The organism is Vibrio kagoshimensis (assembly GCF_050337535.1).
Classification (GTDB): Bacteria; Pseudomonadota; Gammaproteobacteria; order Enterobacterales; family Vibrionaceae; genus Vibrio; species Vibrio gallaecicus.
In genome coordinates, this window is record NZ_JAKJSZ010000018.1 from 101,233 (window position 1) to 117,397 (window position 16,165).

The following is a 16,165-nucleotide window of genomic DNA, read 5'->3' on the forward strand; positions in this document are numbered from 1 at the left end:
ATAGCCTCTCTTACAATTCGGCTACGATTAGCGCAATGAGTCAACAGGTTTGAACTCGTTCTCAACTAGAGGTTTAGCTTCAGCTTGAGGAACGTGACACTGTAGACAGAAGTAACGACGTGGTGAAACGTCTGCTAATACCGCATCTTCACGGTTAACGTAGTGAGTAACACTAATTTTGGTTGCACCCATCTCTTTAGCATTTTTCCAGCTATGACAAGCCAGACATTTGTTTGCATTTAGAGATACTTCGTAGCTACGAATGGTATGAGGTACTAGAGGTGGCTGGTAAACATAGTCACTTTCTAGAACCTGGTCTCTTGGGAACTTTTTAAAATCATCTGCTGGGCGAGTAGTTTCTAGCTCACTCACTCCACGTAGTGACTCAACGCCGCCAATACCGCCTGGGTTTTCCAGTTCAGCTTGAGCTGCGCCTGCTAGCAAAATGCCAGCTGTTAGTAGGGCAGTAATCAGTTTTTTCATGTTAATTTCTCCGCCAAAGGCAATTCTTTGAGAGGACTACTTCGTTCAATAATTGTTGAAAAAAGTAGTCGCAATATTAAATACGTAAGATCATTTGGTTTAGTTTGAAAAGCCGGAGCGTTTACGAAACCTTAGTGATCTTAACTGGACACTTCTTATAATCCGTCTGTTTAGACAGTGGATCCGTAGCATCCAAGATCAACTTGTTGATCAGAATTCTTGCATCAAAGAATGGTACGAATACCAAGCCTTGTGGTGGACGGTTACGACCGCGAGTTTCAACACGAACACGAACCTCACCACGTTTGTTTTCAATCAGAACTTCATCACCACGGCGCAAGCCACGAGCTTTAGCATCTGCAGGGTGGATGTAACAAAGTGCATCCGGTACTGCTTTGTAAAGTTCAGGTACACGACGAGTCATTGTGCCTGTGTGCCAGTGCTCAAGAACACGACCAGTACATAGCCACATGTCGTACTCATCATTTGGTACTTCAGGTGGAGCCTCGTATGGCGCGTTTATGATCAGTGCTTTACCGTCCGGTTTACCGTAGAAGTCCCAACCAGAACCTTTCTTAGCGTATGGATCTGAACCTTCTTTAAAGCGCCATAGAGTTTCTTTACCATCAACTACAGGCCAGCGTAGACCACGTACTTTATGGTAAGTGTCGTATGGTGCTAAATCATGACCATGGTCGCGACCAAAGGCTGCGTACTCTTCGAATAGACCCTTCTGTACGTAGAAACCTTGAGCTTGAGCGTCGTCATTAAGCTCTTGAGCTTCAGACAGTGGGAAAGCGTCAACGTTGCCATTTTTGTAAAGCACGTCATACATTGTTTTACCACGGTATTCAGGTGCTTTAGCTAGAAGCTCTTCGCCCCAAACTTCTTCAACTGTGAAGCGTTTAGAGAACTCCATGATTTGCCATAAGTCAGACTTAGCATCACCAACGGTTTTAACTTGCTGGTACCAAGCTTGCGTACGACGTTCAGCATTACCGTAAGCACCTTCTTTTTCAATCCACATTGCTGTTGGAAGGATAAGGTCAGCTGCTTGAGCAGTTGCGGTAGGGTACGGATCAGAAACAACAATAAAGTTATCTGGGTTACGGTAACCAGGCAGACGTTCAGTATTGATGTTTGGACCAGCTTGCATATTGTTATTACACATTACCCAGTAAGCATTGATCTTACCGTCTTTAAGCATACGGTCTTGAACAACGGCGTGAGCACCAGGCTTGCCATTTAGAGTGCCTTCTGGAAGTTTCCAGATTTTTTCTGAAATCTTACGGTGTTTAGGGTTTGCTACCACCATGTCTGCAGGTAGACGGTGTGAGAACGTACCTACTTCACGCGCTGTACCACATGCAGATGGTTGGCCTGTTAGTGAGAACGGGCTGTTACCTGGAGTAGAAATCTTACCTGTAAGAAGGTGAATGTTGTATACAAGGCTGTTCATCCAAACGCCACGAGTATGTTGGTTCATACCCATAGTCCAAAGTGACATTACTTTGGTGTTTGGATCCGCGTATTGTTTTGCAAGCTCAATAAGCTTGTCTTCAGATACGCCAGACATTTGTGAAGCTTTTTCAACTGTGTACTCAGATACTGACTTTTTGTAATCTTCAAATGAGATAGAAGTCATTTTGCCTGAGTTAGGGTTCGCTGCTGCTTTTTGCAGAGGATCGTCATCACGAAGACCGTAACCGATATCGGTTGTTGCTTGCTTGAAGTTCGTGTGCTTATTAACGAAATCCCAGTTAACAGCATCGTTTTGGATGATGTAGTTAGCGATGAAGTTAGCAATTGCCAAATCAGATTGAGGTTCGAAAATATAACCAGTGTCAGCAAGCTCAAATGAACGGTGGTAGTAAGTAGACAGTACGTTTACTTTAACATGTGGATGGCTTAGACGGCGGTCAGTAATACGAGTCCAAAGAACTGGGTGCATTTCTGCCATGTTTGAACCCCACAGAACGAAAGAGTCTGCGTGTTCAAAGTCATCGTAACAACCCATAGGCTCATCAATACCGAAAGTACGCATGAAAGCACCAACAGCAGAAGCCATACAGTGACGAGCGTTTGGATCGATGTTGTTTGAACGGAAACCTGCTTTCATTAACTTAACAGCAGCGTAGCCTTCCATAACAGTCCACTGACCTGAACCGAACATACCAACGCCTGTTGGACCGTTTTTCTTCAGAGCCGCTTTCCATTTTTCAGCCATTACGTCGAATGCCATATCCCAAGAGACAGGAGCGAAATCACCATCTTTATGGAATTTTCCATCTTTCATACGAAGTAGAGGCTGTTCAAGACGATCTTTGCCGTACATGATTTTAGAAAGGAAATAACCTTTAATACAGTTAAGACCCTTGTTTACTGGTGCTTCAGGGTCACCTTGTGTTGCTACAACTTTACCGTTTTGAGTACCAACTAATACTGAACAGCCTGTACCACAAAAACGACAAGGCGCTTTGTCCCACGTGATTTTCGTTTGATCGGAGCTTGCAATCAGGTTGGTTGCTGTTGCCGGTAGTGATACACCTGCAACGGCTGCCGCAGATGCAGCTGCGTTTGCTTTCACAAACGCACGTCTTGTCATTTTCATACTTCACCCTCAAGTTGAGAATTGTTACTTCCAGTGTCTGAATCTAATTCGTCTAAGTCAGTTTCGATTTGGTGATAAACCAAAGCTGTACCTAAAACGTTCGGTAAATTGTTAATAGCGTCGATAGTATCGGTGACGAAACCTTGGTTTTCAGTTTCTAGCACCACTATGATCTTGCCTTCTGGGCTATCACCGTAAATTTCAGCGTTATCGTATTTTTCGATTTCTGCTTTCGTTTCCGCTAAATGCTCAGGGCTCACATGAACGACTAAACTTGATATATGCACTTCATTTAGTGCCATAAATTACTCTCGTTTTTATATTTATATATTGCTCACAAGGATAGCTGAAGTCGGGCAAACTGATACGCAGGCGCCACAACCGCTACACTCATCTAACTCGATTTTCGGTAGAGCCACACCACCGGCTCTGAGTTGAAATTGAATGGCCATAGGTTCACACATATCCCCACAACTTCTGCATTCAACATTCTGGTGGGCTAAACATTTATCATTTATTGAAGCCTTAGCGGTCCAAGGTGTTTCATGTTTAGCTTTGAAAATTGGTTCAGGACAGACATCTGCGCATTGATAACAAAAAGTACATTCGTCCTTTTGGAAATCCACGGTAGGAAATCCACCGTCGCCTACAACAATTATCTTAGTTTCACAAACCTGTATGCATTTTCCGCAGCGAGTACAATCATCTGCGAAAGAATCTAGGTTGTTAATCCATGGCAAACGAATTTGGCTAGAATCAACTTTACGTCTAGAGAATAGACGACGCTTTGAGATGTCTACCACTAAATGCCTATAGATGTTAATGAGATGTTGTAATTGTAGGTCATTGTTCCATTAATATCTTGTCATTTATTCTCACAAAGAGTTTAGTTTTAGAAATATTTGTATAAATACCCATTAAGGGCTAAATAGGGGCGTATCTTGTCTTAGATCAATAAATTACAGAACCAGCGATCACATATTGAATGGAGCTATGAATTTCGATGTGTGACAATATCGATAAATTAGTCAATCGCCGTAACCAGGAATAGTTTCTTGTTAATAAAACCCGTTAAATCTGTCACAAGTACCATTGCTAAATCATTACTCTTGATTTTATTGCTTTCAGTTACGACGACTGGTTTTGCTATCTATACTTTGGCATCCAGTTTAAATGATGCTGAAGCCGTGAATATTGCCGGCTCAATGCGAATGCAGAGCTATCGACTTGCGCATGATATTCAAGTTGAATCAATGGATTACAGCATGCACATTCGTGAGTTTGAGTATTCACTATATTCAGATTCAATGAAAAAGTTGCGTAATTGGAATGTCCCTGAAGACATTACGCAAGATTACTACCGAATTATCGGCCGTTGGCATGAGCTAAAAACAGTTTTACGTAGTGAGCATCCAGAATATTACCTAGCAATTGTGGCCAATTTTGTTTCTGAAATAGATGGCTTTGTTTTTAAGCTTCAAGAGTTTTCTGAGAATAAGTTGATTAAACTCGCTTGGGTCGGGGGAATTGGCTTAGGTGGTGTTTTAGTCATTTCTTTATTTGTTGTTCATTTTGTACGTAAACAGGTTGTTAAACCATTACATGGGCTTGTTAGGGCCAGTCAACAGATAAAGAATCAAGATTTCTCAGTTCAAGTTCCCGTTCAAAATGACAATGAACTCGGGGTTTTGGCGAAAACATTTAATTCGATGGCAAAAGATCTTGGAGCCTTATACCGCAATCTAGAAGAAGCGGTAAATGAAAAGACAGGTGAGCTTCAAAATGCCAATCAATCATTACAAGTATTGTATGACTCTTCACAAGAACTAACAGTGGCGCGTATAGCGCCTGAAAACTTTAGAGCTATCTTACAAAACTTAAATAGTTTAGATGGCATTGACTCTCTACGTTTAGAAATTGAAGATACGGCAGGGCGTGCTTTAATTTTAGATGAGGGCTATGATGTTATTGAATATGATGAAAAATTAGAGTTGAAGTTAGATGATCATGATCTAACACTGGGCTATTTATATTGTTCATATCGCACCGGCTATTCAGATAAAGCGTTAATCGAAAGTTTTATACAACTGCTATCGCGAGCCATATTTTATAATCATGCACAGAAAAAGGCAGAGCAACTGCTGTTAATGGAAGAAAGGGCAACAATAGCTCGTGAGCTGCATGACTCACTGGCGCAATCTTTATCTTATCTGAAGATCCAAGTGACTCTGTTGAAAAGGGTCATTGCAAAGTTGCCTGAACACAAACATCGAGATCAATCCGAGCAAATAGCATTAGAGATTGGCGATGGTTTAGCTGGGGCTTATACCCAATTAAGAGAGCTACTCACCACTTTTAGACTTTCTATTAAAGAAGGCAGTTTTGGTGAGGCACTCAGTGATATGCTTGAGCAATTAAGCGAACGTACAGATGCTAAGATCAAACTAACCAATAATTTGTCCTCGATTGAATTAGATGCCCACAGACAGGTCCATTTACTTCAATTAATTCGTGAAGCAACAATTAACGCTATCAAACACGCTAATGCAGATGTGATTGAAGTGTGTTGTCTTGATGAAGAAGGCAAGGTGCTAGTCGTTGTACAAGATAACGGAGATGGCTTTGACCCAAATGATTCTAAATTGAATCATTATGGGGTAAGCATTATGCAAGAACGCGCGGCAAGGCTTAATGGTGACCTAACTATCGATGCGGCTAAAGGTAAGGGCTGTAAGGTAATTCTAGAATATAAAAGTTTTAAGGAAGTCTAAAGTTGACGATTTGTAAAGTAATGCTGGTGGACGATCACCCATTAATGCGCCGAGGCATTAGCCAATTATTGAGTTTTGAAGATGAATTTGATGTGATTGCTGAAGCTAGCAATGGCACAGAAGCCGTCGCGATTGCGCATGAAGAAGATCCTGATTTGATCTTGCTTGATCTGAATATGAAAGGGATGTCTGGTCTTGATACGTTGAAAGCATTACGTACGGATGGCTCACAAGCAAATATCGTTATTTTAACTGTATCAGATAGCCCTGCGGATATTGAAGCGATTGTGAAAGCTGGTGCTGATGGTTATCTATTAAAAGATACTGAACCAGATGAACTGATTGAGTTGTTAAAGAAAGCCCATAGTGGTGATAAGGCCTACAGTAGCGTTGTTTCTAATTACCTTGAAAATGCGGACAGTCGTGAAGATATTTTCGGTCAACTAACCGAGCGTGAAATGCAAATTCTTCAAGAAGTCGCAAAGGGTTACCGAAACAAGCAAATTGCTGATCATTTGTTTATCTCAGAATCGACGGTTAAAGTTCACATGAAGAGCTTATTAAAAAAATTACAAGTTCCGTCGCGTACAGCTGCAACCGTTTTATACCTTGAGCGCTATGGTGAAATGAAATAGCGTTTCTCTATTGAGCAAATATTTATTCATTACTTAAATGCCGTGTAATCTACCGATAACACGGCATTTTTTGTATTTACCCATGCAAAAAGTGTGTGATTATACGTCTGATTATTATTAAGTTTTTATTTTATAAATCGTTTTATGCTGATCCTTGTGTCATGCTTACTTTACAAATTTTGTCAAAACTCAAGCAAATAATAAATTATTACTATGATGGACAATACCCGTTTTATTTTGATTTTGTCACTTAGTACACTGACAGGCTCGGATGCATTTGCACAAGAAGAACCTAATCCAAAAACCCATAAGCCTAGTGCATCTATGGCAAAACCGGGGACACAGGAAAGTAAGGTTATAAGGCTTGCGTCAGGTGATTGGTTTCCTTATACCTCCAGTAAAGAGGAAGGGGGTATTCTTGAGGATGTCATTGATCACGCATTCGAGACACAAGGATATACTATTCAAGTTGACTACTTTCCGTGGATACGAAGTGCCAAACTTGTCGAACATTCAAAATACGATGCTACTTTTCCTTGGTATCCGAATGCCGAAAGGGAAGAGTTGTTTACCATATCTTCTACACCACTTATCCATGTAGAAACAGTGATGTTTTATCACGAAAAAGTTGAGTTTGAATGGGACGAGATTGCGGATCTATCACAGTACGAAGTGGGTGGTGTACTAGGATATGCTTCAACTGAATTGCTTATTAAGCATGGTATCGACATCATTAGTGCAACAAGTATGGAAGAGAATGTCTACAAATTGTATCGACACCGTATTGATGCTTTACCTATGGAACGGCAGGTTGGCTTATCCATGATTAAAGAAATTACCCAAGATGATTCAGGCAGGATTCAAGTGAGTGATAAACCACTTATTAGTAAACCAATGTACATGTTTTTCCCCAAGACAGATAAAGGAGAGGAGCTATGCGAGATATTTGATAAAGGGTTGAATACTATTATTCAAAATGGCTGTTACGACCTATTACTTTCGAATAAGCCCTGTCACTAAGTCTGTTTTATAGCTATGTAGCTATGTATCTATATAGTTAAGTTAGTAAAGCCCGTTTTCCGTTATCCCCCCTCGACTCCTTGATTCCACAATTATTCAAACGCGCAGTTAATGATAATTCTTGAGCCCCATATCCTTAAAGGAACACCTGCCCATCAGTTAATGCTTAGTGTCTCATGAGCGATTATTCACTCTTTAAACAAGCTGCTTAAATTCTCAATGCTTCTTTTTTGTTCTTGATTAATTGCAAATCAAGGTCACATATTCGGCAAGTTAGGTCTATTCTTATTTATAAAACACTCACTAAGTCACGTTTCTGGTGATGATAGTTACGAATTAACAAAAGTGTAATATTCATTTGAGAGCTTTAAGTTAATCTTTTATTCAACATATCAATGACTTTTATTTTTATATTGGTAAGTAATAGTAATTAAGTATGAGTGGTGGAGTATAAGTAAAAGCTAATATTTTGAGTAAAACAGCTTGAATAGCAAGGACAGCTTTGTTTAGTGCTGGTGAATGCAGCAGTATTCGAGTCATCAATAAGAATAATAGGTAGACACGATTATGAAACAGTTTGGGTTTAAAAATTTACTCCTTATTTCAATCATCGCTTTGGTAGCGGTATCCGTTTCGGTTTCAAGTTATGTTTCATACATCAAGCAGGAGGAAACGTTAGTTGAAATTATTACTTCTGCAAATGAAGATTATGTGACTAAACAAGCTCAATTGATTGAAAATCAATTAGGTGAGAAAGTTTCTGGGCTAAGTAAATTAGCGGCAAAATTTCAAGTGGAAGAAGTGACAGGAACGCCAGAAGAGTTAATTGAACTGACCAAAATTATGGCAGGAGCGATGAACTTAAACAGTTCAGTCATTGGTTTTGAAAATGGTGATGGGTATTGGAATCAAACGGCAAAGAGTTGGCCAAACCATAAGCTTGACGGCGATATCACGGAGAGATCTTGGTATCAACTGGCGAGGAATAGCCAAGGGACAGCGATGACAGATCCATACTTGGGAGCAGGCTCAGACATTTATTGGATCAGCATCGTTGAAAAAATTAAAAATGGAATGATATCTGTCGACATGCAGTTGGATTTCTTAAATGAATTAGTAAAAAGTGCAACCGAAATTCCAGGTGCTGTCGCTATCATAATTAGCCAAGACACAACCATTCTTGCATCTTCTACCCCGTTATTTAAAGCAAGCGAGAAAGCGTCTAAGTATACATGGTTTAGGGATGTGGCAAATGAAGCTGTATCAAAAGTGAGTAGCGTAAAGCACTATGATCTAGATGGAAGTGACAAGCTGCTATTTTCACATCAAATCAAGATAGCAGGTAAAAATTGGTACTTTGCTATTGGGGTGGATAATGATGTGGCGTACGCGAGCTTAGCTGAGGCTAAATACTCTGCCATTATTAGTGCCGTTACCGCCACGCTGATTAGCGTTATTGTTGCTTTCTTTGTATTACAGGTCTTATATCGCCCTATTTTGGCATTAAGAACCACGATCGATGGCTTGTCGCAGGGTAACGGGGATTTAACACAACGCCTTGAAGTAAATACCAAAGATGACTTGGGCGAAATTGCCAATGGCGTGAATAAGTTCATTGAAAGCCTACAACAGATGATGTTGGAAATTAAAGGTGTCACAGGAGACCTAAACGAAAATGTTGATAAGCTCAAAGATCAATCACAGCGCAATTCAATTATCCTCCAAAATCATGTTTCAGAAACTGAGCAAGTGGTTACAGCAATAGAAGAGATGAATGCAACGGCTGAATCTATGGCTGTTGATGCAGCCAATACAGCTCAATTAACAAATAAGGCGAATGAAGCTGGTAATAGTTCAAAGCAAACGGCAACACAAGCACAGTCGAATGTTTCAGAGTTGGTGTCAGATGTTGAAGTTGCTGCTGAAAATGTGCAGAAGATGAGTAGTGAAACCGATGGTATTAATACAATTCTTGGAGTGATTGGAGCTATTGCAGAGCAAACGAATTTGTTAGCACTAAATGCGGCAATTGAGGCCGCACGAGCTGGTGAACAAGGTCGTGGCTTTGCTGTTGTAGCTGATGAAGTTCGTAACCTAGCCAGTCGAACTAAAACAAGTACCGAAGAGATTGAAGGCGCTTTGGGCAGTTTATTGAAAGGCAGCCAGTCAGTTGTTGAGTCTATGGATGTCACAAAAGATAGATGTGAACATACGGCAGAAGGCGCAGGAGAAGTGGTTGAAAGCCTTGAAACCATGACTCAATTTGTAATTGAAATTAATGACTTGAGTGCGCAAATTGCAACTGCTGCTGAAGAGCAAAGTAGCGTGACTCAAGAGCTAAGCCGAAATATGTCAGCGATTAATGACATTGTTGGAGAGCTCGATAGCAATGGTAAACAAGCATTAGATGGTGCTAGCAATATAGACAATGTGAATAGCCAATTGATAGAAATTGTAGGGCGATTCAAGTTGTAGAAGCCTATCGCTGGTAATTAATTATCAATGGCTACTAAAAAAGGGACTCTCGATGAGTCCCTTTTTAGTCTAGCTTAGGTAAGCTTCGTTTAGATTAGCTAGTTACTTTTCCAATATAACGTTTACGCGTACATTGGAACTAATACTAGAGTACCGAAAATCACAGTAATCAGACCACAAATAACAGGTACTGAAGTACGTTTTACAACTTCAAATGGGCTGATTTTACCCATACCAGAAGTGGCAACAATTACGCCCGATACTGGTGAAATAGTACGACCTAAGTTAGACGCTTGAAGCATTGGGATAATCAAGAATGCAGGGTTTAAACCCATTTTAGCTGCAAGTGAAGGTGCTAACTCTACGAATGCATAGAAAGGTGCATTACCAGAACCTGTTGCGATAGCAGCTGCAACCGTTAGACCTGTTAGAATCAGCATCAATGCGATACCACCAGCGCCAGCCGCTTCCGCTAAGCCGATTAGGTTATCAATTGCACCGATAGACATAAGACCTTGAGCAAATACACCAGCCGCAACCAATAGCATTACCACGCCTTTGAATGCTTCAGCCATACCTTGGTAGCAAGAGTCTAAATCTTCTAGTGTTTTCTCGCCGTCAAACTTTTTAACAACATAATCGATAACCGCACCCACGAAGATAGAGCCAACAACGATAGTGTAGATATCAAGTGAAAGCCCCGGAATCGTTCGGCCGTTGAATAGGAAAACACCGATGATAGGCAGGAATGGCAGTGCAGCATAAAAAGCGGGTGCTGTCGTTTCGATTTCTGAAACGTCTACTTTTTCCATTGGCGTATTTTCTTTCTTATCTAGATATTTGTTCCAGAAGAAAGCTGCGCCAGCCATTACGATGATTGCGCAGATAGAAACAGGTAATACCGTTTGAACGGCAAACACATCAAGAGACATTCCTGATTTTTCTGCTGCGATAACCACGTCACCAGACGTTGGCGAAAGAATGATAGCCGCCGGTGAAGCACATACCGCAACAGCTGCTGGGCGAGAAATGCCCATCGCAGTCATCATTGGGAACAAAGTCGCCATCAATAGCACACCAAGACCTGTTGCAGAGCTTACTGCTAAGGACATTAGACACGCTACGATGTAAGCTGCAACAAGAAGTACATATGGAGATTTGATAGCAGCAAGCGGTTTAGAGAATTGTTTTACTACTACGTTGTTTGCGCCAATGTGAGTCATGTATGAAGCAAAACCACATAACAGCATGATTTGCATACCTAAGCCTCCCCCACGGTATTGAAGCATGTATTTAACAAACTCTAAAGAGTCAGTAACCATGTTACCTGTAGAAGCTACTTTGGCAGGAAGAACAGTATGACCAATTAAGCCAGTGATAAGTAGTAACGCAATACCAGCAGTCAGTAAAACACCAGCAGCTTTATAGCCCTTCACAATGAAGTAACCTACCGCAATAGTAATAACTAATCCGATTAAGAGTTCTAACATAGAAATCTCCACTAAGTTTTAAAAAATATAAGAAACTGTTTCAAGATATGTCTATGAATGTACAGAAAAGTAGCCTGTGGCACGAGGGATAGTTGGGGTTGGTATGATCTAAAACAATGAATTTCTTCCATGTTAAAACTACTGATAAATCGTGTTTTCTCAGTGTTATATAGATGCTAATTCGAGTATTAGTTGTATTTTAAGAATATCGAACGGATCTCTTTTATGCGGTTTATAGGTGTGATAAACGTGAAAACGGGATTTATGAGGATGTGTCAGTTTGAGACCTAAATGTAGAGGTTAATACCATTAATGGCTCTCGGCTCCTGAAATTGAGCTTGGTTTTTAACACTAACCTTAGCTCATAATGAAGTAGCTTGAATGGATGGACGAGAGGGCTCGTCAATTTGTACTTGGTTACGTCCATTATTTTTTGCCACATAGAGCGCTATATCGGCTCGCTTCATCCAAGTGTCAATTTCTTCGTTTGCAACGAGTTCTGCAATACCAATACTAAGGTTTATTTGAAATGGAGCAGATCTGCGACCTGCAGAAATCAGGCTCGAGAAGTGTTTTACGATATCATTTGCTTCATCCTTTGAAGTTTCAACCAATAAGAGCAAAAACTCATCCCCACCAAGACGGAATAAGATGTCAGTTTTTCGAGTATTTACCTGGATGGTAGTAACGACCTCTTTGATTATTTGATCACCTACATCATGACCATACAAATCATTCACTTGCTTAAAATAATCTATATCTAGAATCGCGATAGAAGCGTTGATTGCTGATTGTTGATTTTGCATTTTTTCATCTGCTGCGTTTTGTAAAAATGTCTCGAGCTGATATCGGTTTAATGCACCGGTTAGAGAGTCCTTGGTAGAAAGGTTACGAAGTTCATGTTGTAACTTTCGAATAGATTCAATTGCGAAGTGTGAAATGAAAGCACAGCAAAGTAGAGCTAGAAAAAAGCGAAGGGTAATAGCGGGAATTTGATGCTGCATAGCAGCTACCGTAGTACCCAAAATAATAATACCATTAATCATAACGGCGAAGCGCTGAGGGATAATAAATACAACTGCTGTGATAATTGGGAATACCCAGTAGGTTGCCAGAGTACCAAATATATCCACACTTAAAATAATGGAAAATGAAATAAGAGCTAACGGGACTGAATAACCAAAGATCCTTTTGTGGAGATATAGAACGCCATAAACTTCAATAAGTAAGCTAGCTAAAAAAGAAGATAGAACGAAAGCAAGGAATGTTTCACCAATAAAAAAGTTTTTGATGATCAATGGCAAAAATGTGAGAAGCACGACTAGCACGATGAACTTCAATACTCTTCTACGATTATGTAAGTCGAAAAGGGTATCAGTGTTGTTGTCAAACATGAACTTACGTCTATTCATACCAGAACACCTTGCATTATTATTCGTTGGTATAGAAAGAGCTTGTATGCATGTAAAAGTGAACATGAAATTACAACAATCATTGTTTGAGCATTGATTGAACTCATTAGAGTAGCGTGCTTACTATGTCACTTTAGTTAAGCGTATTACGAGTCATATCACAATATTTAAGTTGTATTAGGTCGAAAGTTGAGAAGTTAAACAGAGTTGATTATGGGCTAACTTGTGAGAGGGGAATGGTACTTTCATTAGTGCAACAAAAGCCCAGCACGTTGCTGGGCTTTGATTGAAAATTTATCTAGTTATCTAGTTATCTAGTTATCTAGTTATCTAGTAGCAGCTAAATTAGTTAGCGATATCTGCTTTGATCCAAACCATGCGGTGGTCTGAAGAAATATCTTTACCATTACCGTAGTTACCTACACGCTCATCATTCATAAGAAGACGACCAGATTCAAATGTAGCTGGCCAGTAAACACCAGTTTCAGTAATAGTTAGGTTCGCAGAAGGAATAACATGGTCAAGACGCAAGCCACTTGTGCTTGTTACTTGATCTGGATTTGGAGTATCCCAGTTAGCTGATTTACATTCGCCTAGTGCTAGGCACTCAGGTGCCCCAAGGCTTGCTGGAGCTAAAGGACCAAACGTTGCTAAACGGTTTACTTTATCGTGATCCATCAGTGCGTTGATCGCAGTCAGGTCGCCATCGCCTTTAAGTGGATCAGCGTTCAGGTCACCCATAACAACGAATTTAGCGTCAGCTGCTAGTGCACCAGTTGTGCCTTGGTCATCAGTAAATACAGTACTTGAAGTGCCTTCGATGTATTGGATCCAGAAGTTAACTTCATCAGCATTTTGAGCTTTGTTTTTACCTGTATCAAAAATTGGTGGAGTAGGGTGAGACATCAATAAGTGAATAGTTTCAGTACTGCCATCTGATTGAGGTATCAGGATCGGTGCATCTACGTGGTTCTTAGAAGAAAGGCGCATATCAGCCCATTCAGCCGCTGTGTACCACTCGTCACCACAGCTCATGCCATCAGGAATTGGGTTCCAAGAATCATCACAGTTAGTAATGGTTGGAATTACCGCACCTTCAAGGTCTTTCCATTTGAATTCTTGGAAAGTACGCATGTTATCTTTATCAATTTCATACTGAGACATCAGTGCAAATGCGTATTGACCGTGGTAGTTACCAAAGCCCCACGCATCGCCTGGTAGTTGACCAGCAGTACCATCATTATCAAGATCGTGTGGGCTAACTAAACCTGTATTAGTTGCGAAGTTTGCAAAATATTGAAATGCAATTGGCTCAAGCACGGTACCATCTTGGTCGATGCTGTTTGAGTTTTGAGGAACAGCAAGGTAGTTCAAACGGAAAGCAATTAGCGCATCGTTATTTGTGCCTGTGCCATCATTGTTGAACTCAGACATCATGATAACAGCAGGTCTTTCAGTTTGAATGATAGCTGCAACGTTACGAATTTGAATTACTTTAAGAGCAGTTGCGGTATCTTCTTCAGACAAAGTACCTGCTTTCCAGCCATCAACAAGAGCGGTTTGCTCTACTGTTGTTAGTTTCATTTCAGCAACTAGATCTTCATAAGTATAGCGGTCAAAAGAAAGGTTAAATGCAGCAATACGACCTTCACTATCAACAGGAGCCGGTGCTGGGACCTCAGGCACTTCTGGTAGATAGTTGTTCGTTGTTGTCTCGTCATTACAACCCATTAACATAGTTGCAGAGATAGCTAGAGCAAGAGTACTTTTTAATATTTTCATAGTGTTACACTCAATAAGATGATGAAGAACAGAAGTTCGCGCATCTTACGGTATAGGATACACCAGATAAAGTGACTTCAGTCACGATAATGCAATGTAGGATTAATCGATTGCATTAAATTTTGTGATTTGGTGACGTCATGCGAATTACCACAAAATATCAAGTGTAACCTTATGCATATTGAGTGGTAAAAAATGCACTCATAAAAAGTGCATTTACTGTGTTACATAGCTGCTATTCGCTTCGCTGATTGCCTAGCCTTTAACATCTCTTGTGAGCTTTCGATTTCTAACATTTTATCTTCAGCATCTTCATCGCTCATTTTAAGAAGTGTTTTAGCTGCATGGTAGGGAGTTGTTTGTTCAAGTTGAGTGATATCGTAACCTAATTCATCAAGCAGCCATGTTGCAGCCCCTCCGGTGGAATAAAAGATCCCCCATCGGAAGAACATCTTTGCAGTTTTAGCGTCGAAGTTATCAACGTGTGGGTCAATGCCAGAAACAAAATTATCATCATTATTTTTATGGGCATATTTACCAATCATGGTCTCTACATACTGTGCTGTTCCTTCCCCCCTTTCTTGGCATAGCCCCATGTTTTTAGCCATTTTTTCAGGAGTATCATCAACACGCATTTCATCATATTTTAAAGCGACATAACGTTTTAGTAATTCAGTTGCTTCGGCTTTGGATAATTTTGTTGGTAAACCTTTAAAAAGATCTAATTGAGCAACTTGTCTAACCAATATATTTTCTTTGAAAGGGTATTTTGAGTTATATTCAGAATCTAGGTATTGAGCGCACCATGGTAAATTATTGAATTTATTTACTTGATAAGAATGAAATACTTCATGCACGGCAAGTTTACTAAAACTTAGTTGAGAATTAGTTACCATTGTATCTTGAATGCTATAAGTTTGAGCGTAATATTTATCACCATTAATTATATAATCAAAATAATATCCGACAGTTCCAATTTTATCATTTGCCGTATGCATTTGTGCTTCATATTTATAGATGTTCAAACCTAAGCTTTCGTTTAAACCTAGCTTTTGAGCACCATCAATTTTAGATTTTGGATTAATAATAAAGGCTGTTTCAGGGTTACCTTGTGAATCTACTCTGACCATATAATGAGGCTCTGACTTATAGTCAAAGCCTTTCCATATTTGGCTTTTTTCCAGATAATCCATAGATTTTTTGATATCAAGAATCATTCTTTCATCGACTTGATTAGCAAGTTCAGTATCCCCTACGTTAGGAGTGGTAGGAGTTTTTGAGTTGTCAGAGTTGCAACCTAAAATAACGGAACAAGCTAAAGTGACGGTGGTTATATATTTCATAGTAAACTCATTTTGATAATATTTAATTGGTCATTAAGTTTGAGAAGATATYATCAACAAAGTTCGATTAGCTACGTAAGTGAATGTAAGCTGTGTTATTAGTGATGTAAATAATTAAATTAATATATTCATAATATTATAGC

11 protein-coding genes and 1 pseudogene are annotated in these 16,165 nt (G+C 39.9%); 4 read left to right on the forward strand and 8 right to left on the reverse strand.

The annotated features are described in order from the left end of the window. Positions 1-27: 27 nt before the first annotated feature. The 4 genes from L4C37_RS17030 to napF form a co-directional block, all read right to left on the reverse strand. A complete protein-coding gene (locus L4C37_RS17030) occupies positions 28-483 on the reverse strand; it encodes a nitrate reductase cytochrome c-type subunit (protein ID WP_137375257.1) in 456 nt (151 codons plus the stop codon). 121 nt (positions 484-604) lie between these two features. Further along, positions 605-3,094, reverse strand: coding sequence for a periplasmic nitrate reductase subunit alpha (gene napA / locus L4C37_RS17035; RefSeq protein ID WP_137375256.1), 2,490 nt, complete (start codon positions 3,092-3,094; stop codon positions 605-607). Further along, on the reverse strand, positions 3,091-3,396 hold the full coding sequence (locus L4C37_RS17040; protein WP_137375255.1) for a chaperone NapD: 306 nt from the start codon (positions 3,394-3,396) through the stop codon (positions 3,091-3,093). The genes napA and L4C37_RS17040 overlap by 4 nt, the downstream gene beginning before the upstream one ends. Before the next feature lie 21 nt (positions 3,397-3,417). After that, positions 3,418-3,897: a ferredoxin-type protein NapF gene (gene napF / locus L4C37_RS17045; RefSeq protein WP_137375254.1), complete on the reverse strand. Its 480-nt coding sequence runs from the start codon at positions 3,895-3,897 to the stop codon at positions 3,418-3,420. A 252-nt stretch (positions 3,898-4,149) separates the two neighbouring features. Between napF and narQ the strand changes: the two are divergent. From narQ to L4C37_RS17065, 4 genes and pseudogenes are all read left to right on the forward strand, one after another. Beyond that, a pseudogene (gene narQ, locus L4C37_RS17050) lies at positions 4,150-5,881 on the forward strand (nitrate/nitrite two-component system sensor histidine kinase NarQ). After that, positions 5,868-6,500, forward strand: a complete 633-nt coding sequence (locus L4C37_RS17055; RefSeq protein WP_137375252.1) for a response regulator — start codon at positions 5,868-5,870, stop codon at positions 6,498-6,500. The pseudogene narQ and the gene L4C37_RS17055 overlap by 14 nt, the downstream one beginning before the upstream one ends. 213 nt (positions 6,501-6,713) lie before the next feature. Then, entirely contained in the window at positions 6,714-7,520 is an 807-nt protein-coding gene (locus L4C37_RS17060) for a substrate-binding periplasmic protein (protein ID WP_429769264.1), read from the forward strand. A gap of 567 nt (positions 7,521-8,087) precedes the next feature. Next, positions 8,088-9,995 (forward strand): methyl-accepting chemotaxis protein, encoded by a 1,908-nt coding sequence (locus tag L4C37_RS17065; protein ID WP_429769265.1) that lies wholly within the window; start codon positions 8,088-8,090, stop codon positions 9,993-9,995. Between the two features lie 122 nt (positions 9,996-10,117). Here L4C37_RS17065 and dcuC read toward each other — a convergent pair whose 3' ends face one another. The 4 genes from dcuC to L4C37_RS17085 all read right to left on the reverse strand — a co-directional run bounded on the left by dcuC (position 10,118) and on the right by L4C37_RS17085 (position 16,022). Beyond that, the gene (dcuC, locus tag L4C37_RS17070; protein WP_137375249.1) at positions 10,118-11,485 is read right to left on the reverse strand and encodes an anaerobic C4-dicarboxylate transporter DcuC; all 1,368 of its coding nucleotides are present in this window, start codon (positions 11,483-11,485) and stop codon (positions 10,118-10,120) included. Positions 11,486-11,847: 362 nt separating this feature from the next. Then, positions 11,848-12,897 (reverse strand): GGDEF domain-containing protein, encoded by a 1,050-nt coding sequence (locus L4C37_RS17075; RefSeq protein WP_429769266.1) that lies wholly within the window; start codon positions 12,895-12,897, stop codon positions 11,848-11,850. A 345-nt stretch (positions 12,898-13,242) separates the two neighbouring features. Continuing rightward, positions 13,243-14,679: an endonuclease/exonuclease/phosphatase family protein gene (locus tag L4C37_RS17080; RefSeq protein ID WP_429769267.1), complete on the reverse strand. Its 1,437-nt coding sequence runs from the start codon at positions 14,677-14,679 to the stop codon at positions 13,243-13,245. Between the two features lie 224 nt (positions 14,680-14,903). Then, positions 14,904-16,022, reverse strand: coding sequence for a hypothetical protein (locus L4C37_RS17085; protein ID WP_429769268.1), 1,119 nt, complete (start codon positions 16,020-16,022; stop codon positions 14,904-14,906). Between the last annotated feature and the right edge of the window lie 143 nt (positions 16,023-16,165).